The 18,286-nt window shown below is 66.1% G+C and carries 17 protein-coding genes, 1 tRNA gene and 1 pseudogene; 5 read left to right on the forward strand and 14 right to left on the reverse strand.

Features of this window, described 5'->3' with window-relative positions:
• Window positions 1–308 precede the first annotated feature (308 nt).
• Complete coding sequence (locus NKF06_RS13930) at window positions 309–1,046, reverse strand: HNH endonuclease signature motif containing protein (RefSeq protein ID WP_253245741.1); 738 nt, start codon at window positions 1,044–1,046, stop codon at window positions 309–311.
• 157 nt (window positions 1,047–1,203) lie between these two features.
• Here NKF06_RS13930 and NKF06_RS13935 point away from each other — a divergent pair, with 157 nt between their 5' ends.
• Entirely contained in the window at window positions 1,204–2,715 is a 1,512-nt protein-coding gene (locus NKF06_RS13935) for a hypothetical protein (RefSeq protein ID WP_253245742.1), read from the forward strand.
• A 48-nt stretch (window positions 2,716–2,763) separates the two neighbouring features.
• On the opposite strand, the gene NKF06_RS13940 is transcribed toward NKF06_RS13935, so the two are convergent.
• The 9 genes from NKF06_RS13940 to NKF06_RS13980 form a co-directional block, all read right to left on the reverse strand.
• On the reverse strand, window positions 2,764–3,540 hold the full coding sequence (locus NKF06_RS13940) for a hypothetical protein (RefSeq protein ID WP_058828850.1): 777 nt from the start codon (window positions 3,538–3,540) through the stop codon (window positions 2,764–2,766).
• Window positions 3,537–4,043: a hypothetical protein gene (locus tag NKF06_RS13945; protein WP_058828849.1), complete on the reverse strand. Its 507-nt coding sequence runs from the start codon at window positions 4,041–4,043 to the stop codon at window positions 3,537–3,539. Before NKF06_RS13945 ends, NKF06_RS13940 begins: the two co-directional genes overlap by 4 nt.
• Complete coding sequence (locus NKF06_RS13950) at window positions 4,040–5,032, reverse strand: hypothetical protein (RefSeq protein ID WP_253245743.1); 993 nt, start codon at window positions 5,030–5,032, stop codon at window positions 4,040–4,042. The genes NKF06_RS13945 and NKF06_RS13950 overlap by 4 nt, the downstream gene beginning before the upstream one ends.
• Window positions 5,020–5,655, reverse strand: a complete 636-nt coding sequence (locus tag NKF06_RS13955) for a hypothetical protein (protein ID WP_253245744.1) — start codon at window positions 5,653–5,655, stop codon at window positions 5,020–5,022. The genes NKF06_RS13950 and NKF06_RS13955 overlap by 13 nt, the downstream gene beginning before the upstream one ends.
• Window positions 5,649–6,158 carry a hypothetical protein gene (locus NKF06_RS13960; RefSeq protein ID WP_253245745.1) on the reverse strand — a complete coding sequence of 170 codons (510 nt, stop codon included), beginning with the start codon at window positions 6,156–6,158 and terminating at the stop codon, window positions 5,649–5,651. Before NKF06_RS13960 ends, NKF06_RS13955 begins: the two co-directional genes overlap by 7 nt.
• Entirely contained in the window at window positions 6,158–8,200 is a 2,043-nt protein-coding gene (locus NKF06_RS13965; RefSeq protein WP_253245746.1) for a type II secretion system F family protein, read from the reverse strand. Before NKF06_RS13965 ends, NKF06_RS13960 begins: the two co-directional genes overlap by 1 nt.
• Window positions 8,201–11,536, reverse strand: a complete 3,336-nt coding sequence (locus tag NKF06_RS13970; protein ID WP_253245747.1) for an ATPase, T2SS/T4P/T4SS family — start codon at window positions 11,534–11,536, stop codon at window positions 8,201–8,203. It lies immediately after the preceding gene.
• A gap of 428 nt (window positions 11,537–11,964) precedes the next feature.
• Window positions 11,965–12,037: transfer RNA gene (locus NKF06_RS13975), tRNA-Arg, on the reverse strand.
• Window positions 12,038–12,115: 78 nt separating this feature from the next.
• A complete protein-coding gene (locus NKF06_RS13980; protein ID WP_058828843.1) occupies window positions 12,116–12,394 on the reverse strand; it encodes a twin-arginine translocase TatA/TatE family subunit in 279 nt (92 codons plus the stop codon).
• A gap of 260 nt (window positions 12,395–12,654) precedes the next feature.
• On the opposite strand from NKF06_RS13980, the gene NKF06_RS13985 reads away from it, so the two are divergent.
• Together NKF06_RS13985 and NKF06_RS13990 are read left to right on the forward strand one after the other, a co-directional pair.
• Window positions 12,655–13,155: a redoxin domain-containing protein gene (locus NKF06_RS13985; protein ID WP_253245748.1), complete on the forward strand. Its 501-nt coding sequence runs from the start codon at window positions 12,655–12,657 to the stop codon at window positions 13,153–13,155.
• A gap of 80 nt (window positions 13,156–13,235) precedes the next feature.
• Entirely contained in the window at window positions 13,236–14,048 is an 813-nt protein-coding gene (locus NKF06_RS13990) for an HD domain-containing protein (protein ID WP_253245749.1), read from the forward strand.
• Window positions 14,049–14,132: 84 nt separating this feature from the next.
• Here the strand turns inward: NKF06_RS13990 and NKF06_RS13995 are convergent, their stop codons facing one another.
• From NKF06_RS13995 to NKF06_RS14005, 3 genes are all read right to left on the reverse strand, one after another.
• Window positions 14,133–15,041, reverse strand: coding sequence for a mechanosensitive ion channel family protein (locus tag NKF06_RS13995; protein ID WP_058828840.1), 909 nt, complete (start codon window positions 15,039–15,041; stop codon window positions 14,133–14,135).
• Window positions 15,038–15,286, reverse strand: coding sequence for a YhbY family RNA-binding protein (locus NKF06_RS14000; protein ID WP_058567245.1), 249 nt, complete (start codon window positions 15,284–15,286; stop codon window positions 15,038–15,040). Before NKF06_RS14000 ends, NKF06_RS13995 begins: the two co-directional genes overlap by 4 nt.
• 111 nt (window positions 15,287–15,397) lie before the next feature.
• Entirely contained in the window at window positions 15,398–15,673 is a 276-nt protein-coding gene (locus NKF06_RS14005; protein ID WP_253245750.1) for a ribonuclease P protein component 4, read from the reverse strand.
• Window positions 15,674–15,768: 95 nt separating this feature from the next.
• Between NKF06_RS14005 and NKF06_RS14010 the strand changes: the two genes are divergently transcribed.
• Window positions 15,769–16,830, forward strand: coding sequence for a glycosyltransferase (locus tag NKF06_RS14010; RefSeq protein ID WP_253245751.1), 1,062 nt, complete (start codon window positions 15,769–15,771; stop codon window positions 16,828–16,830).
• A gap of 125 nt (window positions 16,831–16,955) precedes the next feature.
• A complete protein-coding gene (locus tag NKF06_RS14015; protein WP_253245752.1) occupies window positions 16,956–18,062 on the forward strand; it encodes a glycosyltransferase family 4 protein in 1,107 nt (368 codons plus the stop codon).
• 28 nt (window positions 18,063–18,090) lie between these two features.
• Here the strand turns inward: NKF06_RS14015 and NKF06_RS14020 are convergent.
• Window positions 18,091–18,286: pseudogene (locus NKF06_RS14020) on the reverse strand (hypothetical protein); the annotation flags it as partial.

Here is an 18,286-nt window from a genome sequence, read left to right on the forward strand (position 1 = left end):
GTAGATCACTCCCTTGGCATGGGAGAGGCCCCGGGTTCAAATCCCGGCGAGTCCATTTCTGAACGGAGTGAAGAAATGACGAGCCGAGCGCTCGCCGTGGCGAGCGCGTGGATTTGAAGCCCTGGAAGTCGCGCGGAGCGAACATCGTGAGCGAGCACGTCTTCCTCCGGGTTCAAATCCCGTGAACTTCGTTCACGACCTTCGCAAACCTCCGGTTTGCTCAGTCCCGGCGAGTCCAGAAATCGAACTGGTGATGTTGAATCGATTGCGATTCGTCGGTGAGCGCTCTCTCGCCCGATGACACCATTCTACCTAACGAGTCCGGCGAATCCGCCACCTCCCGTCGCCGCGAGGGCGATGCCCGCGATGAGCAAGAGGACGCAGATGAGCGTCAGGCCGATTGCGATGCCGATTCGCCTGGCGTTTCGGTAGTATATCTCCGTCGTCTCCTCGGGGAGTTCGTCGTCGTCACCCTCGAGCACCTCCTCGATGGCGCTGGAACTCGCTCCCGAGGTGCGACACGAGATGTACGACCCGAGGATGAACCCCGTCGAGAGCACCCACGCGAGTGCGCCGAACCCGACGCCGAAGTTCGCCAGCGCGGAGATGTCCGTCACGATGTCCGCTTGGAGGAGCACCGTGACGCCCGTCCCGAAGACGCTCGCGATGAGCACATTCAGTTTCGTTATCTCGATGGCGTCGCCCGCGAACGCCTCCACCGTGCTCGCGTGGTTCCGCACCTTCGCCCGCTCGCGGAAGTCGCGCTGGAGGCTCGACGCGATTCTGTCGCCGAGTTCGCCCATGTCGAACCGCCGGTGACAGTTCGGACACAGCGCGACGAGGTTCTCGGGGTCGTCGGCGTCGTTGGAGTTCTCGAAGTCCCGTGCTGGGCGCTCGTGGGCGACCTCCAAGATGTTCGACCCCTCGTCGTACTCGCGGCCGCAGTTCTGACACGTGTAGTCGTCGCGGCGAAATATCCGCTCGCGGTCGATGGTTCTCCGCCTCCGCGTCGTCCGCCTGGTCGTCGTCTCGGCGTCCTCCGGCATCGGTCACTCGTCTGTCTGTCTCGTATCCCGGTGAAATTCGTTTTCCTTGACACGGAACCGGTCGACGCGGCACAGGTCAGCCCCAGCGAACGATTCCACTTACCTGACTGTCAGGTACCCCGCGAGGTTTTCACCCCGCGTCGCCTTCAGTCAGGTAATGAGCGGTCGTCCCCGTGTTCCACTGGTCTATCGCGTCGTCAGAGACCGGACGGCGCAGACCTCGCCGATTGCGGTCGTTCTCCTGTTGGCGATTACGGTCGCCGGAACGACCGCCGTCGTCGCGCTCGGCGGGGTCGCCCTCGAGGAGACGAAACAGGAGTCCCAACTGACGCGCGCCGAGCACTCGATGACGCTGTTCGACTCGCGAGTCGCCATCTCCGCGCTCGGCGAGGGAGAGACGCAGTTCGTCGACCTCGGCGGGACCGGCGGCGGCACCTACGTCGTCGACGACGACACCGGGTGGCTACGCGTCACGCACAAAAACTACACCGACGCCGGCGACGACCAAGTGCTCTACAACGAGTCGCTCGGGAGCGTCGAGTACCGCGACGGCGACGCCCGAATCGCCTACGAAGGAGGCGGCGTCTGGCGCACGCAGGACGGCGGCACGACCATGGTCTCGCCGCCGGAGTTCCACTACCGCGGTGCGACGCTGACACTTCCGGTCGTCCGAGTCGCCGGCGATGGGTCCGCGTCGGGCGACGTGTCCGCGCGGATCTCTGCGACCGAGCGCGCTCGGCGCGTCTACCCCAACGAGACCGCGAGCTACGACACGATACCGGCCAGCTACGACAACCCGGTCAGCAACGGAACGGTCGTCGTGACGGTCCACAGCGACCACTACCGGGGCTGGGCCTCGTTCTTCGAGTCGCGGAGTGAGGGCACCGTGACGGTCGACGACGCCAATCAGACCGCGAACGTGGAACTGGAGACGCTCGGACTCGTCGGTGAGTTCCAGATGCCGAACGAGGGCACGTCGGTCGACGTGCGCGGGATGGCCGCGAACCACAACGTCTCGACGTTCACGCTCACGCTCTCGAACGACCAGCACCTCCAGAATATGGAGTGGGGAATGTACTACGACGGCGACCAGAAGGACCTCGAACTCCACGTGCAGGCGGACGACAAGTGCAAGAGCGGCAGTTACGACGGCACGTTCGACCTGACGCTGTACTACGCCACCGAGGACGGCAAGTACCACGGTTGGCAGGCGACCGACCTCGACCCGGACACGAGCGACGCGGTGAGCATCGACTGCACGGCCAGCACTCCTGAACTCACCGTCAACTTCACCAGTTCGGAGACGATGACCTACGGCGACATCCAGTCGGACAAGGGCTTCGGCAACCAGAACAAGTGGCAGTTCGCCCCCGAAATCGTCGACGGCGAGGCCTACGACAGCGTCACCTTCGACGAACACGACGTCGACGGCGGCCAGACGTTCTCGAAGGCCGCCGGCGACACCGCCCGGATGGACTTCGTCATCAACCACTACTTCTCGCTGGCCGCGCCGCAGTTCGAACTGACCGTCACGGACGGCCCGGGCAATAGCCAGAGCGTCGACGAGTCCGGGTCGCGCGGCAACCTCGACTACGACCAGGCCGAGGGCGGCCAGTTCATCACCTTCCTGCACATCACCGAAAACGAGGTCGAAGTCGACGTCGAGTGAGCGACGTGACCGGTCGTAATGGCGTCCCGTCCTCACACGACCTCATCCTCAGTCCGCGAACGTCATATCAACCGACGTCGAGACGGCGTAGACGCGCTCGGCCCCGTTCACGTAACACGAGACGCTCGGATAGCCGTCCGGCGTCGCGGCCGGTTCGACCGGGTCGCAGGTCACGTCGGGGCGGCTCGATAGCTCCTCGCGCCAGAGCGCCGCCCGCGGGGAGCGAACGGTTAGGTTCACGTCGTACTGTCCGTCGGTTCGCGCGGCCAGCACGTCGCTTGCGGCCTTGTCGGCGCGGATGAGGAACGTCCCCGACCCGCCGACCGAGGTCGTCGCCTCCTCGTCGGGCCGCGTCACGAACGCCGGAATCAACACCCGCTCTTGGGTGAGCACGAACGACGGTCGCCGGACGAACGTCCCGCTGTCGCCGCGGGTCCTGAGAAGCGCGTCGAACACGTAGACGACGCGCTCGTCGCTGGAATCGGCCGCGTAGACGACCGGCGAGACCTCGTAGGTGTTGGTGAAGTTGACCGACGAGTTCGTCGTCAACTCCCCGGAGACGACGAACTCGACGGGGCGGTCGAGCGTCAGGCTGGCGTCCTGCAGTTTCACCTCCGTGGCTCGGCTCGGCGCGCCGCGGTCGGCGATGTCCTCCATGTTGTCGCCGAGGATGTCCAGCGCGCGCTCGGCGTTGTTGACGCGCTCTACGTCGCGGGCGTCTTGGAGGCCAGTCATGCCGACGGCGGAAACGAGGCCGACCATCGAGAGCACGATGGCGAAGACGAAGACGAACCCGAGCGTGTCGCTCACCGCGCGGTCGCTCACGAGTCCACCTCCAGCGCCCCCACCGACGGATCGTAGCTGATGACCACGTCGCCGCCGTCGGCCCGGCTCGCGGCCAGCGAGGTCTCCGTCTTTACAGGAACACGAACCGTCACCTCGGGGTCGGTCGAAGTGAGCACGAGTTCGTTCGGCGACCCCGACACCACTTCGATGGTGTAGGTCGTGCCGGCGACTCTCGGGGGCAGTCGAACCGTCGCCTCGACCCGAGACTCGCCCGGTGCGGCCCCGATTCGGTCGACCGATTCGATGCCGGCCGCGAGCCGATTCCCGACCACGTCGAGTTCTGTCTCCGTGACTCGCTCGCGCTCGTCGGAGACGAAGCCGCCGGCGGCGACCAACAGCCCCGAGATAAGAACGACCGTGATAGAGAGCGTGAGGACGTAACCGAGCGCCGTCGAGACGCCGCGGTCGGTCGAACGGGACCGCTCGCGGCTCCCGCGCCGAACGCGACCCTCACGTCCGTCCGGGGCTATCGGTGGCGTCACGCAATCTCACCCGGTGCGACCCGAAGCTCTCGGTAGACGTACGTCTCGCCCGACTCGTAGACGTACGAGACGGTGACGGCGTACAGCGCCTCTTGTGCGACCGGCGACGACCCGCTCTCGGCGGACGCGTATTTCTCCGAGTCGAAGACCGTCGCGTTCGTCTCGTTCACGTACAGTTCGTAGGTCCCCTCGGCCTGCACGGCGTTCCGGTACGACACCGCGACCGTGCCATCGAGGTCGGAGTGGACCGCGTCGAGCGGGTCACAGGCGGTCCCGTTGAGTCGGCCTTCAGCGATGTCGATAGAGACGGAATCGCCCGCATCGGCCGCCACGCTACAGGTCGTCCGGGTCCCGCCGGCGTCCTCGACGGTCACGAAGACCCGCGTCGAATTCCGGTAGACTTCCGTCTCGACCGCGTTCGTCCCGCCGTCGACGACGAGTTCGAACGCCGACCCGCTGCTCGTCGCGAGCGAGTCGCGCGAGACGTTGAACTGGACGCCGCGGACGCCAACGCCGCTGGCGAGCGTCCAGTCGGTCGACTCGTTCGCGTCCGAAAAGTTCCGTGCCGCGTCGGACTGCGAGATTCGGGTGCCCTCGACGTGGTCGACGCGCGAGGCGTTCGTCGCGGCTCCCCTGACCGCCGCGAGCGTCGCGGCCGCGTCGCTCCAGTTGCCGAACGTCTCGTCGAACGAGCCGGTGAGTTCGCCGTACGTTCCGCCCCCGCGGTTGGTCTCGTCGAGGAGGACTCCCGCACCGGCTTCGACCGTGCGGCCGTGGCTCACGGCCCCGTCGAGGCTCGTATCGGTCGTCCGCGTGGCGAGGTTCTCCGTGTAAATCGCGGTGTTGAGCGTCAGCGCGAGCCCGACGAGGAGGACTGCGATTGCGAGCGCGGCGACGAGCATCAGTTGGCCACGGTCGTCGCCGGCGAAGCGCGCGGCTCCCGTGGCCTCGTCGCTCGGGCCGTCAAACGCGTCGGTTACATCCGCCATACGACCACCTCCACGTCGACGACGCCGTAGAGCGGCCCCGCGCTCCCGTCTTGGATGAAATACGTCTCGTCGCTCGCAGCGGCGACCGATTCGAGCGTCTTCGACGTTTCGGCCGCCCGGGGGTCGCCGCTCGGCGACGTGCCCGGTTCGGTCAGCACGTCGTCGTCCGCGAGCGTCACGAGTCGCGTCCGCGAGACGGCGTGGTCGCTCGGTTCGCCCATGAACACGAGGCGAGTCGTCCGGCGGACCTCCCGGTCCCGAAGGTAGTGCAGGTAGACGTTGAACGCGATGCCGCGGTCCAAGAATGACTCGTCGAGCATCGCCCCGAAGGCGGTCGGCGGGCCGCCGTCGACGTAGTAGCCTCGCGCGTCGATGTCGTAGAAGCTCCCGTTTTCGGGGTGCGTGAACAGGAGCGTCCGCTTCAGCGCGCCGGTCTCGGCGGCAGCCGTCAGCACGCCGTCGGCGACGGCGGCCTGCTGGTTCTCGATGTGCTGGCTCGACGTACTCGCGGTCAGGGGCGTCACCGCGGTCACCTGCAGCGCGAACGTGACGCTGGCGAGGAGGACCATCGCGGCGACGATGGCTTCGAGCGCGTGGGCCTGTGCGCGAGACACGGTCACCACACCCTCACCGATAGATCATGGAGTTCGCCGTCGAGGAGGACGGCCCGCCGAGCGGCGACGACGCTCCGGGTTGTCGGAACCGCCTCGCCGGTCGTCTCGACGACGGTCCCACCCCGCGAGAGCGTGACGTTGAGACCGTAGGACGCGTCGATGCCGGTCGCAGCGTTAGGGTCGGCGCTCCCGTAGTCGCAGTCGCCGGGCGGTGGGTCCCCGTCGAAGAACGCCTGGGTGCAGGCCGCATCGAGCACGTCGGGGTTCTCGTCGTCCACGAGCAGGCGCTGGGTGAGTGAGTCGGCGGCGCGGTTGGCGACGAGCGGGCGGTCCTGTTCGGCCTCGAAGGGGTCGAGAATCTGCGGGATGGTGCCGACGACCCACGCGACCGCCAGGAGGAAGATGCCGACGCCGACGGCGAAGTCGATGGTCGTCTGGGCGCGGGCGCTCCGGCCGGTCGCCCCGCGTCGGGCGTCACTGCGTCGGTCGTCCGGCGGGCCGCGTCGCCGCATCAGCCGACCACCATCCACACCGCGAGCGAGAGCGTCTGGAGGATGACGACGAACTTGACCCCCGAAAGGAGGTCCGCGTTGCGGATGTAGCCGCTGATGAACCCCGAGAGCATCGCCTGAATGGTGACGCCGTGGAAGAACAGAAGCGACAGCAGGTCGGGGTCGATGCCGCCGCCGAAGCTCGGGCCGCCGGTCGTCGCGCCGCCGGAACTCGACGCCTGCGAGGAGAGGCCGGCCATCACGTCAAGGAACTGCGTCTTCAGGATGGCCATCACCGCCAGCAGCGTCACGTAGGTCATGAGGATGATGGCGACCTGCATCCGGGTCCGCGAGATGCGCTCGCGCTCGATGTCGTCTTGGTTCTCGGAGGCCTGCGCGGCCGTCGTCAGGACCTCGGTTATCTGGCTCGATGCCTCCTGGGCCTTCGTGATGAGCTTGACCGTCCGGGCGAGCCGCGGGATGTGGTACTTGTTGTTGAACTCGACGAGCGCCTCTCTGAGGCTCATGCCGTAGTGGACCTTCGCGTACATCACCTCGAACTCGTCGGCGAGTTTCCCAGAGGAGGTGTCGGAGACGGTCTTGATGGATTCGAGGAGCGTCTGACCGGTGTCGTTCGCGCTCGACAGCTTTCGGAGGTTGTCCGAGAGTTTCCCCGTGATCGCCGCCCGCGAGTGGACGTTCCACTCGTGGAAGACGGTCAGCGGCACCGCGATGAGGTAGACCGGCACGTAGAACCAGACGAACGTCCCCCAGACGGGGTTAGCCACCATCCCGTCCCACGTCGTCGGGGCGGCCCCCTCGACGACGGAGACGGCGAGGAGCGCGAGCGCCGCGGGGACCGTCAGCGCGAGGGTGAAAAGCGGATGCCGCTTGAAGAATAGGTGCGGGCGGCGCAGGAGTTCCTTTGTCTTGAACGTCCCCTCGCGGTCCTTGATGCGCGAAAAGAGGCTGAACTCGCCGACGTAGCTCTCGACGAGCCCCATGTGGATGAGCCCCTCGCGCTGTTGGCCCTGCAGGCGGTCGCTTTCGTCTTCGGGGCTGAGGAAGCCGTCGCCGATTTCGTCCTGCTTGACCGTCGAGACGAGGACGAGGAAGCCGACGCCGGTCAGCGGGATGAGCCCGTAGACGGTCGCGTACAACAGCCTCGACTGGGCCTCCCCGAGCATGCTCATGATGACGAGGATGATGATGAGAAGCAGCGGGAACAGCGAGAGCGTCATGTACATCTCGCCGAACAGCTCCATCGTCTCCAGCGTCTGTTCTTGCTGTTGTTTTGCGGTCCGGAGGTGTTTGTCCTTCTTGTCGTCGAGGAAGCCCTGCATATTGCCGCCGGAGTTGACGATAGAGAGCATGTCCGTCAGGAACTGCGAGAGGTCGTCCGAGGGGGTCAAAATCGCCTGCTGGCGGATGGCGTTTCGGTAGTCGGTGCCGAAGTACTCCGTCTCTTGGACGATGCTCTGGAACTCCCGGGAGACCTCGCCGTAGGTGTCTTCGGCGCGCGCCATCGCCTCCAGAATCTCCAGTTGGTTCAGCCCGCCCACCGAAAGGGCGTACATGAACGAGATGGAGTCCGACAGGAGCATGTTTATCTCGCGTTTGCGCGCCGAAGCAGTCGAGTACGGAATCGCGACGAGCGTCCCGAACCCGCCTGCGAAGCCGAGCGACCCGAAGAAGAGCCCCGAGAGAACGACGGCCGCGGGCATCGCGAGCGACCGGAGCGTGGCCGCCGTGGCCTCGCTCCCGACCGGAATCCCGAGACTCACCGAGTCCGCCGAGACGAGGCCGAGCGCGAAGACGCCGTAGCCGACGAGCATCCCGACGAGCCACAGCGCGAGGCCGACGAGGACGCCGACGGCAAGCGCCCGCGAGAGATAGAGTTCGACGGTGTCGGGCATCCGCGCCTGCTGCAGCTTTTCTTCGATGTCGGCGACGAACTCGCCGTCCTCGTCGAAGAGGAGCTGAAACAGCGGGTAGAAGGCGTCGCCGAGGGTGTCGGTGCTGCGGTCGAGACCGCCAGAGGTCTTCGAATCGAGGTTGCTCATCTACTCGCCCTCTCCGGAGTCGGCCCCGCGAGCGCCCGCATCGTCGTCCTTGTCGTCCTCATGCGGGTCGTCGGCCTCGGCGGCCTCGAACCCGCCCCACGTCTCGTCGGTTGCGTCGTCGGTTGCGTCGTCGGCGTCGTTGGGTTCACCGTCGTCGGTTCCGGCCGCGTCAGTTTCGCCACCGTAGGTTCCGGTCTCGGCGCGTCCGTCTCGGCCCGCCCTGCCGTCCGACTTTGCCTTCGCCTCGTCGTCGATACCGAACGCGCCGAAGAAGTCGTCGAGGTCGACGTCGTCGTCGTTGGGATCGGGGAACGAGGGCTCGTCGTCGAAGCCGAACGGTCCGTCGGGGTCGCCGAAGCCGGTCGGTTCGTCGGCCTCGCGGTCCGCGTCCACCTCGTCGCGCCCGGCCTCCAGCGCCGGCGTCTCGCCCTCGCCGTCGAGCGACGATGGGCCGTCGTCGCCCTCGATTTCGGGAGTCTCGTCTCCCGCGTCCAGTTCGTCGCGGTCCGTTCCCTCGTCGAGTTCGGGGTCTCGGGTCGACGATTCGAGCGAGTCGAGTTCGCCCCGCTCGCCGGGCGTCGCCTCCACGTCCGGCTCGTCGCGCATGTGGTTGAGCGCCTCCGCGACCTCGCCAACGTCGCGGTCGCGGTACTCGGGAAACAGCTCATCTTCGGCCCGGCGGAGGATTTCTTTCGCCAGCTTTCGGACGTGTTCCGGCGGGTCGGGTCGCGGGACCATCGCCTCGCTTTCGGGGTCGATGTTGATGTGGACCGACTCCATCTCCCGGAGGTCTTCGAGGCTCCGTTCGAGGTCGTCGGTCGCCATCAGCCCGAGGATGGTGTCCTGGTCGTTGATGAACGCCTGGAACGTCGCCGCGACCTGCGTGTAGGTGTTGAGCCCGCGGTCGATGAGGTACGCGAGGATGACCTGTCGCTTGAAAATCTCCAGTTCGAGCGTCTCCTGATTCCAGCCGCGGTCGAACTTGATGTCTTCGAGCGTGTTCGACGAGCCCATCTGGAGGAACTCGTCGGTCTCGGCCTGCCACTGATAGACGTCTTGGACGTTTATCTCGTCGTTCTCGGGGTCGTAGTGGTTGATTTCGGTGAGCGACTTGTTCCGGCGCACCTTGTTGCCGCCGACCCGCGTCGAGGTCTGGATGGACACGAGGTCGAGGGCGGTGAACATCGTCTTCGAGACGTTGATGGGCGCGGTCGTAAACCGCTTGAGCACCTCGCCGACCGAATCGGCGTGGAACGTCGTGTAGGTGGTGTGGCCCGTGGACATGACCTGAAACAGCGTCCGGCCCTCCTCGCCGCGAATCTCGCCCATGACGATGTAGTCGGGGCGCTGGCGGAGCGCGGCTTCGAGCAGGTCGAACTCGTCCACGTCGCCCTTGTCGTCGTCCGCGAACGACGGCCGAGTGACGGAGGCAATCCAGTTGCGCTGGGGCAGTTCGACCTCGCGGGTGTCCTCGATGGAGACGATTTTCGTGTTCGACGGGATGAAAAGCGAGACGGCGTTGAGCGAGGTGGTCTTCCCCGAGGCGGTACCGCCAGCGAAGATGAGGCTCTTGTCGTTCTCGATGCAGAGCCAGAGGAACGCCATCTCCTCCAGCGAGAACGTCGACCAGTTGATGAGGTCGATAGGCGTGAAGGGGACATCCTTGAACTGACGGATGGTGTAGTTCGTCCCGTGGTCCGACACCTCGCGGCCGAGCGTGAGTTGCGCGCGCGACCCATCGGGGAGCGTCGCGTCCACCTGCGGGCGTCGCTTCGAGATGCCCTTCCCCGAGCGCTGGGCGAGTTTCACGACGAAGTCGTCGAGTTCGCCCTGGCCGTGGTAGACGTTCGAGATGATCTGCTCGTAGTCGGAGTGGTAGACGAACACCGGCGAGTTGTAGCCGTCGCAGGAGATGTCCTCCACGTTGATGTCGTGTTTGATGCCGTCGATGCGCTCGTAGCCGATGAAGTCGCGGCGGAGGTAGTACTGGAGCTTCCGCACCTGGTAGTCGTTCAGGTCGTCGGCGTCGTCGGCGAGGACGGCCGGTTCGGGCCGGGCGGCGATGCCGTCGATACCGCCGAGCGGTTCGTCATCGTCGGCGTCGCGCGAGCGACCGCCGAAGACGGAGCCGAGTCCGAGTCGGGAGCCGACGCCGCCGACTCCCCCGAAGCGACTGGCGGTCGAAGTGGTCGTCGAAACGTCGGCCGACGAGCCGTTTCCGCCGCCGAAAAGGCCGCCCAGTCCGAGTCGAGACGCGAGGCCCGAAGAGGCAGCCGACGCCCCGTCAGCGGCCGAACCATCGTCGCTTCCGCCGGTCGCGGATGCCGACGCCGGCGGGTCGTAGAGGTCGTACCGCGAGAGCAGTTCGTACGTCTCGGCCTCGATGACTCGCCCGCGGTTGTCGCGGCCGCCCTCGACGACGCTGTCGTCGCCGTACTTGATGGCGGTCCGAAGCTTGTTCGTGAGGAACTCCGTCAGGTCGTCTTCGATGCGGTTCAGGTGCGGTTCGACCACGTAGTACTTCTTCTCGTTTTCCTTGACGGAGTGGAAGATGATGACGAACGCGTAGGGCTTGTTCACCCAGTAGCGCTCGACCTCGCGGAAGTGCGTCTTCTTCTCCATCGGCACGGCCTTCTCGAGGTCGTAGCGGTTCGACAACGTGGTCGTGCCGTCGACGCTGGAGAAGAACGCGTCCTCGTCGAACTCGGGGTCGACATCGACCGTGCGCTCCTCGACGACGGCGTCGAGTTCCTCGGCGCGCTGGCCGGCCCGCGCGAGCGCGTTCTCGATGTAGTCGGGGTCGAAACCGAGCGCCTCCTCGCCGTCGAAGCGGACGATTTCGCCCTCGGAATCCCGCGGGCGGGAACCGTCGTCCTCGTAGTAGTACTCGCGCTTGTAGTGTTCCCACAGCCAGGTGTCCTTGACGACGGGCGTCGTCTCGGGGTCGCAGAAGGCTTCGAACTGCTCGTTGATGTTCGTCGCGTGCGCGCCGCGCTTACCGATGAACTCCGCCACGTCGACCGGGTGACAGTCGAGGTACTCCTCGGGGTCGAGGTCGACGCGGTCCCAGTCGGTCCGGGTCGGCGTCGAGGCCGTCCGCTCGTCGTCTTCCTCCCACCGGGACGTGCCGGGCGCGTCGCGTCGCGTCCGCGGGTCGGTCCCGTAGAGCGCTTCGACGTCGCCGTCGCTTCCGTACTCGTCGAGAAAGTCTGCCCACGTGTACGACCCGACGCGCGCGTTCGACGCCTGCTCCGGAGCGGTGTCGCTCTCCTCGGGTGGCGTTACATCACCCGTTAACGCCTTTCGCTCCCCTCCGTCGGCGTCGTCCGTTGCCATTGTCACCGGGTATCCGGGCCGATGGAAAAGTCTTTTTCTCAGCTAATTCACAGTTTAAGTCCATTTTAAGTTATATTTTTATACCATTTTATAAGTGAACGTCGTGACGGCGCATCCAGACCGCCGGCTTAATTGGGGCTTTATCGCGGCGTGAGGTGGGGTGAATCGGGGGACGCCCGTAGGGTAGTGATTTTCTGACATGTGCAGCACGGGAGACAGGTCATCGCCGTTGCGGGCCGGTATTTCATCGTCGGGGAGACGAAAGAGCGGTGAGGAAAGGGCGTTTGCGAGGGGTTGGAATCCGAGAATTCGAACCGGAGCAAGCCGGTCGCCTCGCTCCGCTCGTCACGATAACGGGCGTTCCGGAGTCCCGCGAGCAGTGCGAGTGGGACTCAGGAACGGCCGCTGAGCGAACGAAGTGAGCGAAGCGGGCGTGACGGGATTCGAACCCGCGATCGAGAGGTTAGGAACCTCTCGCCCTGTCCACTAGGCCACACGCCCTACGGCGCAGTCTCTCAGGACTGGTCAAAAATCGCGTGGTTCGCCCTCGGCGGGCAGAAGAGAGAGAGTGAGCTGCGGTTAGTTCGACGATTTGGTCGAAGCGGACTCGGTCGAAACCGAGTCATCCGAACTCTCGATGGTCGCGTCGTCTTCGTCTTCGTCGTCGCCCTTCATATCCTGCAGTTCGTCCTCGATTTCCTCGCGGCCGCGCTGGAATTCGCCGATGGCCTGCCCGGAGGACCGAGCGAGCTTCGGAATCTTGTTCGCGCCGAACAGCAGGACGACGATGAGCAGAACGACGAGCAGCTCGGGCCCGCCCGGGAGTCCCGGGAACAGTGGGGTGATGGTCTCGAACATCGCTATTTCTGCGTTACCTAGTGGCAATTATAGGCTTTTTGCCTTCTGCGGGTTCTGGAAAGACGGAATATCGGCGTACCGGAACTCCCGCATCGGCCGAATCGACGCGTTTCGGCGCGTAACTCCTACGAAAAACTTGTGGCCGGGGTGCCGGACGCGCTCGGGCGTTCCGCTGCGCCGACTGGGTCGGTCCGTCACCACCGGTCCCCTGAATTTCCGACGACGGTGAAATAATGTGTGCGGAGTCGAATGCCACCCGTATGGTATCAGTCGGCGACGCAGCCCCGGACTTCACCGCACCGCTTACCGACATCGACGGCGACATCGAGTCGTTCACGCTCTCCGAGAACCTCGACGACGCGCCCATCGTTCTCGCGTTCTTCCCCGCGGCCTTCACCGGCACGTGCACCACCGAGATGTGCACCTTCCGCGACCAGATGGCCAACTTCGAGGACGTCGGCGCGACGGTGTACGGCATCAGCATCGACACGCCGTTCACGCTGACGGAGTTCGCCGAGCAAAACGGCCTCAACTTCGGGCTCATCAGCGACACGAACCGCGAACTCGTCGACGCCTACGACGTGGCGATGGACTTCGCGAGCCTCGGCGTCAACCGCGTGGCGAAGCGCGCGGTGTTCGTTGTCGACGGAGACGGCGAGGTCACCTACGCGTGGGTCAGCGACGACCCCGGCGTCGAACCCGACTACGAAGCCGTTGAAGCCGCCGCCTCGAAGCTCGAGGAACCGACCGAGGCCGCGTAGGCGCACCCCGCCACGCGACGCGTTAGCGCACCTGATTCGGAGCCCAAGTTCTTTTCTCTCCGTGCGACCACCTGCGGGTCATGAGCGATACCGAAGACACCCTGAACGGCGGCCGCGTCTACGACCCCGAGGCGGACCACGCCTTCCCCGACGAGAAGCTCAACGAGGTGCTCCCCGCGCTCCTCGAAGACGAGGAAGTGACGACGCTCCTCGAAGCGCAGAACGTGAACGCGGTGACGCGCAAGGGCTACAACGACCACGGCCCGAAGCACATCGAAATCGTCCGCAACCGCGCGCTCCGGCTGTATGACCTGCTCAAGGCCGGCGGCTGCGAGTTCAACGGCGCGTCCGAACAGGGGCTCGCCGAGGCCGACGAGGCGGTCATCATCGCCCTCGCGGCGCAACTGCACGACATCGGCCACATCGTCCACCGCGACAACCACGCCTACTACTCCATTCCGCTCGCGTCGGACGTGCTCGACCGCTTCCTCCCCGAGTTCTACGGTGTCGCCGACGCGGTCCGCATCAAGGCGGAAGTCCTCCACGCCATCCTCTGTCACCACCGCGAGGAGGACCCGCTCACGCTCGAAGCCGGCGTCATCCGCGTCGCCGATGCACTCGACATGGAGCGCGGCCGGTCGCGCATCCCCTACGAGAAGGGCGGCCGCGGCATCAACACGCTCTCCAGCCGCGCCATCAACAACGTCGTCCTGAAGCCCGGCGAGGACTCGCCCGTCCTCGTCGAAATCGAGATGGTGAACGCCGCGGGCGTCTATCAGGTCGACAACCTCCTGAAGGCGAAACTCGACGGCTCCGGCCTCGAAGAACACGTCCGCATCGTTGCGGTCAACACGAAGTCCGACGACAGGCTCGTCGAGCGCATCGAACTCTAAGCGGCGCGTCGGGAGTCGAAAAAAGACGGGTTGTCCGCACGGGTGACCGTCGCGGGCGAGTCCCGCGGTCGGCGTTGCTTTTCTTCAGTCGTTCGACTGCGCGAGGCGCTCTGCGCCGCCGACCGAGAGTTCGCCGCTGAGGGTGCGGTTCGGGTAGGGGATGTCGATGCCCTCCTCGTCGAACCGCTCTTTGACGGCGGTGACGTACTCCCCGCGGGTCTTCACGAAGTCGGCGCGGCTGGGCTGGGAAATCCAGATACGCGACTTGAGCGTGACCGACGAGTCGCCGAGTTCGGTCAGCCTGACCGACGGTTCGGGCGTCGTCATGATGCCGTCGTGCTTTTCGGCCTCGTCGAGGATGATGTCAGTCGCCTGCTGGATGTCGTCGTCGTAGCCGATGCCGAACGGCACCTGCAGGCGGAGTTTGTCCTTCGCGACGGGGTTCTTGATGACCCCGTCGGTGAGCTGTGAGTTCGGCACGGTGAGCAGTTCGTTGTCGAAGGTGCGAACGCGCGTCACCCGGAAGGAGATGTCCTCGACGATGCCGGAGTTGCCGTCCCACTCGATCCAGTCGTTGATGCGGAACGGCTTGTCGGTGAAGATGAAGATGCCGGCGACGAAGTTGGCGATGACGTCCTGCATCGCGAAGCCGATTGCGAGCGTCGCGGCCGCGCCGATGGTGGCCAGCGACTGCAGGATGTTGCCGAGGCCGGCGAACGCGAACCCCGCGCCGAGAGCGACGAACGCCACGACGAGGGTCGCGATTTTCATCAGGGGCTTTTTCGCGTGCTCGTCCGCGCCGCGTCGGTCGAGGACGCGGTTGAGCGCGGACGAGACGACAGCCTTGCCGACGATGTAGACGACGGCGAAGCCGAGAACGAGGCCCAAAAGCGTCCCGAGCGTCTCGGCGTACGGGACGTTCTGCTGGGTGAGAAGCCGGCCGACAGCGCCGCCGTCACCCTGCAGTTGGAGCGGGACTGCGAGCGCGTTCATCGGTGGTAGACCGCGGTCTTCCCCCTCGTCTCTATCAGCTCTGCGTTCACGCGCTCGGCGAGGTCGGCGGCCGCCTCGTCGACCGTCGTGCCACCGAGCGCCGCCCGGAGGAACTTCGCTTTCACGAGGTTCCGGTCGGCCAACTGGTCGTTGAGTTCGCCGACCACCGCTTCGATTCCGCTCTTACCCACCCAGACGGTCACGTCGACGTCGTGGGCCTCCTTTCGCAGCTCCTGCGTGTTCATGCGTAGCCTCCACTATGTGCCAGAGGGCTTCAATAGTAAGGCTTTGGCGGCCGTTTGGTTGTCGTACACACGCGAGAACAGGCCGATTCTGCCGAAATCGCCCTCGGGCGGTCAGTACGGATAGCGTTTGGTCGCCCCGCAGTCGCACCTGACGACGACGTGGCCGCCGGCGCGGGTCCGAACGCGGGCGTTGACGCCCGGGAGGAGGTAGGCGTCGCAGTCGTCGCAGGTGAACCGGCGGAATTCCTTCGGGAGGCCGCAACGGTTCCGCTCTGCGACCCGTCGAGCGAGGCGGACGTACTCCCGGGCACGCTCGTGGTCGCGGTCGCTCGCCGCCTCGCGGGCGAGGGCGTGGAGTCGGTCGATGCGCTCCTCCGCGATGTTCATACACGTTCGGGCGAGCGGCCCGGACAAAGACGTTCCGAACCGCGACGCGGAGCCGAAGCCGGTACTGTGAAAGCCCGCCCCGAAGAACGGCGACTGTGCGCGTCCTGAACTACCTCGAGTTCGCCTCGCAACTCGACCGTAGCGGTATCGGCACCGCCACCGACCAGCAGCGGGCGGCCCTCGCCACGACCGACGTGGAGGTCGTCACCTCTCCGTGGCCCGAGTCGGCCGCCGCGGGTGCCGCGAGCCTCCTGCGGGGCGACGGGGTCGTCCGCGACTACGACGTGGCCCACTGCAACCTCATCGGCCCCGGCTCGCTCGCCGTGGCCAGGCACGCGAAGCGACACAACATCCCGCTCGTCCTCCACTCGCACGTCACCCGCGAAGACTTCGCCGAGAGCTTCCGCGGGTCGACCGCGGTCGCCCCCGCCCTCGGGAAGTACCTCAAGTGGTTCTACTCGCAGGCCGACGTGGTGCTCTGTCCCTCCGAGTACACGAAGCGAACCCTCGAATCTTACCCGGTCGACGCGCCGATTCGCGCCGTCTCGAACGGCGTCGACACCGAGGCGCTCGACGGGTTCGAAGCCCTCCGCGACGAGTACCGAACCGAGTACGACCTCGACGGCATGACCGTCTTCACCGTCGGCAACGTCTTCGAGCGCAAGGGCCTCACGACCTTCTGCACGCTCGCACAGGAGACCGACTACGACTTCGCGTGGTTCGGCCCCTACGACACCGGCCCGCACGCCTCGAAGAAGGTGCGGTACTGGGTCGAAAACGCCCCGGAGAACGTCACGTTCACCGGGTGGATAGACGACATCCGCGGCGCGTTCGGCGCGGGCGACGTCTACCTGTTCGCGACGAAAAACGAGAATCAGGGCATCGCGGTCCTCGAAGCGATGGCCTGCGGGAAGGCGGTCGTCCTCCGCGATATCCCGGTGTTCGAGGAGTTCTACACCCACGGCCACGACTGCCTGAAGTGCTCGACCGACGCGGAGTTCCGCCGGGCGCTCGACCTGCTCGCCCGCGACCCCGACCTCCGGCGACGACTCGGCGAGAACGCCCGCGAGACGGCCGCCGAACACAGCCTCGACCGCGTCGGCGACAGGCTCGTCGAGACGTACGAGGACGCACTGACCGGACAACTCGAAGGCTGAGTGACCGACGCCCGACTGGCGACTCTCATTGGCCGACCCTAGGAGATGGCCGATTGATTCGGTAACACACGACAGTCCAGCGGGAAGTCACAACGGTTTATCCCGTCGGGGTCGCACGAACGGCCATGCAGTCGGTCGCCGCGTTCACCGACACGTACCTACCGACCGTCAACGGCGTCACCTACACGATTCAGACGTGGCGCGAGCGGTGGCACCGCCGCGGCGGTCGCATGGACGTGGTGTTCCCGGCGGACGACGACTACGACCCCGAACCGGGCGAGTACGGCGTCAGAAGCCTTCCCTTCCCGTTCTACGAGGGGATTCGAATCGGCGCGCCGCGGATTCCGGGTGCCGTCGGCGATGTTGATGTCGTCCACGCCCACACCCCGTTCGGACTCGGACTGGCCGGCCTCCGACTCGCCCGCCGGCGCGATCTCCCGCTCGTGGCGACCTACCACACCCCGACCGGCGAGTACGCCGAGTACCTCAGCTCCGTCGGCGCTATCGAGCGCGGCGTCGAGCGCACCGCCGAGCGGTACGAGCGGTGGTTCTTCGACCGCGCCGACGCGGTCATCGTCCCGAGCGAGGACGCCGAGCGCCGCCTGGTCGACGAGGTCGGCGTCGAGGCCGAAATCGTCGTCCTCTCGAACGGCATCGACGTGGAGCGGTTCGAACCCGTCGAAGGCGACGACTTCCGCCGCCGACACGACCTCGGCGACGGTCCCCTCATCGGCTACACGGGCCGACACGGCTATGAGAAACGCCTCGACGAACTCGTCCGGGCCGCGGCCGACCTCGATGTGACGCTCGTCTTCGGCGGTGACGGCCCCGCCCGCGACGAGCTGTCAGCTCTCGCCGACGACCTCGGTGTGGACGCTCACTTCCTCGGCTTCCTCGACCGCGAGGAGCTACCGGCGTTCTACTCCGCGCTCGACGTGTTCTGTTTCCCGAGCCCCGTCGAGACACAGGGACTCGTCGCGCTGGAGGCCAACGCCTGCGGGACGCCCGTCGTCGGCGTCAACGAGGGCGCGCTTGAGAACACCGTCCTCGACGGCGTGACCGGCTACCACTACGAATCCGGCGACTTAGACGGCTTCCGGCGCGGAATTCGACGGGCGCTGGCGGAGCGCGAGGCGCTCAGTGCGCGGTGTCTCGACCGCCGCGACGAGGTGAGTGTCGACCGGTCCGTCGACCGGCTCGCGGCGCTCTACGACCGACTATCGTCGAAATAAGAGGTACGAGACCGACTGCGAAACCGCGTTAGTCGCGACCTTCGAGCGCGTCGGCGATACGACGCAGTTCGCGGTTGACATCGCGGACCTCGTCGCGGAGCTGTCGGACCTCGCGGACGAGCTGTTCGTCGCTTCCGCTTCCCTGCTCGGGGTCGCGCGGGCCGCCGCCCATGCTTCCGGGACCGCCGCCCATGCCGCCGCCACCGCCCATACCGCCGGGGCCG

Origin of the sequence: Haloferax sp. AB510 (genome assembly GCF_024136985.1) — an archaeon.
GTDB lineage: Archaea > Halobacteriota > Halobacteria > Halobacteriales > Haloferacaceae > Haloferax.

Coding starts and splice junctions, on each gene's coding strand:
- NKF06_RS13930 (WP_253245741.1), bottom strand. CDS start 1,046: ATGCCGGAGGACGCCGAGACGACGACCAGGCGGACGACGCGGAGGCGG.
- NKF06_RS13935 (WP_253245742.1), top strand. CDS start 1,204: ATGAGCGGTCGTCCCCGTGTTCCACTGGTCTATCGCGTCGTCAGAGAC.
- NKF06_RS13950 (WP_253245743.1), bottom strand. CDS start 5,032: ATGGCGGATGTAACCGACGCGTTTGACGGCCCGAGCGACGAGGCCACG.
- NKF06_RS13960 (WP_253245745.1), bottom strand. CDS start 6,158: ATGCGGCGACGCGGCCCGCCGGACGACCGACGCAGTGACGCCCGACGC.
- NKF06_RS13965 (WP_253245746.1), bottom strand. CDS start 8,200: ATGAGCAACCTCGATTCGAAGACCTCTGGCGGTCTCGACCGCAGCACC.
- NKF06_RS13970 (WP_253245747.1), bottom strand. CDS start 11,536: ATGGCAACGGACGACGCCGACGGAGGGGAGCGAAAGGCGTTAACGGGT.
- NKF06_RS13980 (WP_058828843.1), bottom strand. CDS start 12,394: ATGTTCGAGACCATCACCCCACTGTTCCCGGGACTCCCGGGCGGGCCC.
- NKF06_RS13985 (WP_253245748.1), top strand. CDS start 12,655: ATGGTATCAGTCGGCGACGCAGCCCCGGACTTCACCGCACCGCTTACC.
- NKF06_RS13990 (WP_253245749.1), top strand. CDS start 13,236: ATGAGCGATACCGAAGACACCCTGAACGGCGGCCGCGTCTACGACCCC.
- NKF06_RS13995 (WP_058828840.1), bottom strand. CDS start 15,041: ATGAACGCGCTCGCAGTCCCGCTCCAACTGCAGGGTGACGGCGGCGCT.
- NKF06_RS14000 (WP_058567245.1), bottom strand. CDS start 15,286: ATGAACACGCAGGAGCTGCGAAAGGAGGCCCACGACGTCGACGTGACC.
- NKF06_RS14005 (WP_253245750.1), bottom strand. CDS start 15,673: ATGAACATCGCGGAGGAGCGCATCGACCGACTCCACGCCCTCGCCCGC.
- NKF06_RS14015 (WP_253245752.1), top strand. CDS start 16,956: ATGCAGTCGGTCGCCGCGTTCACCGACACGTACCTACCGACCGTCAAC.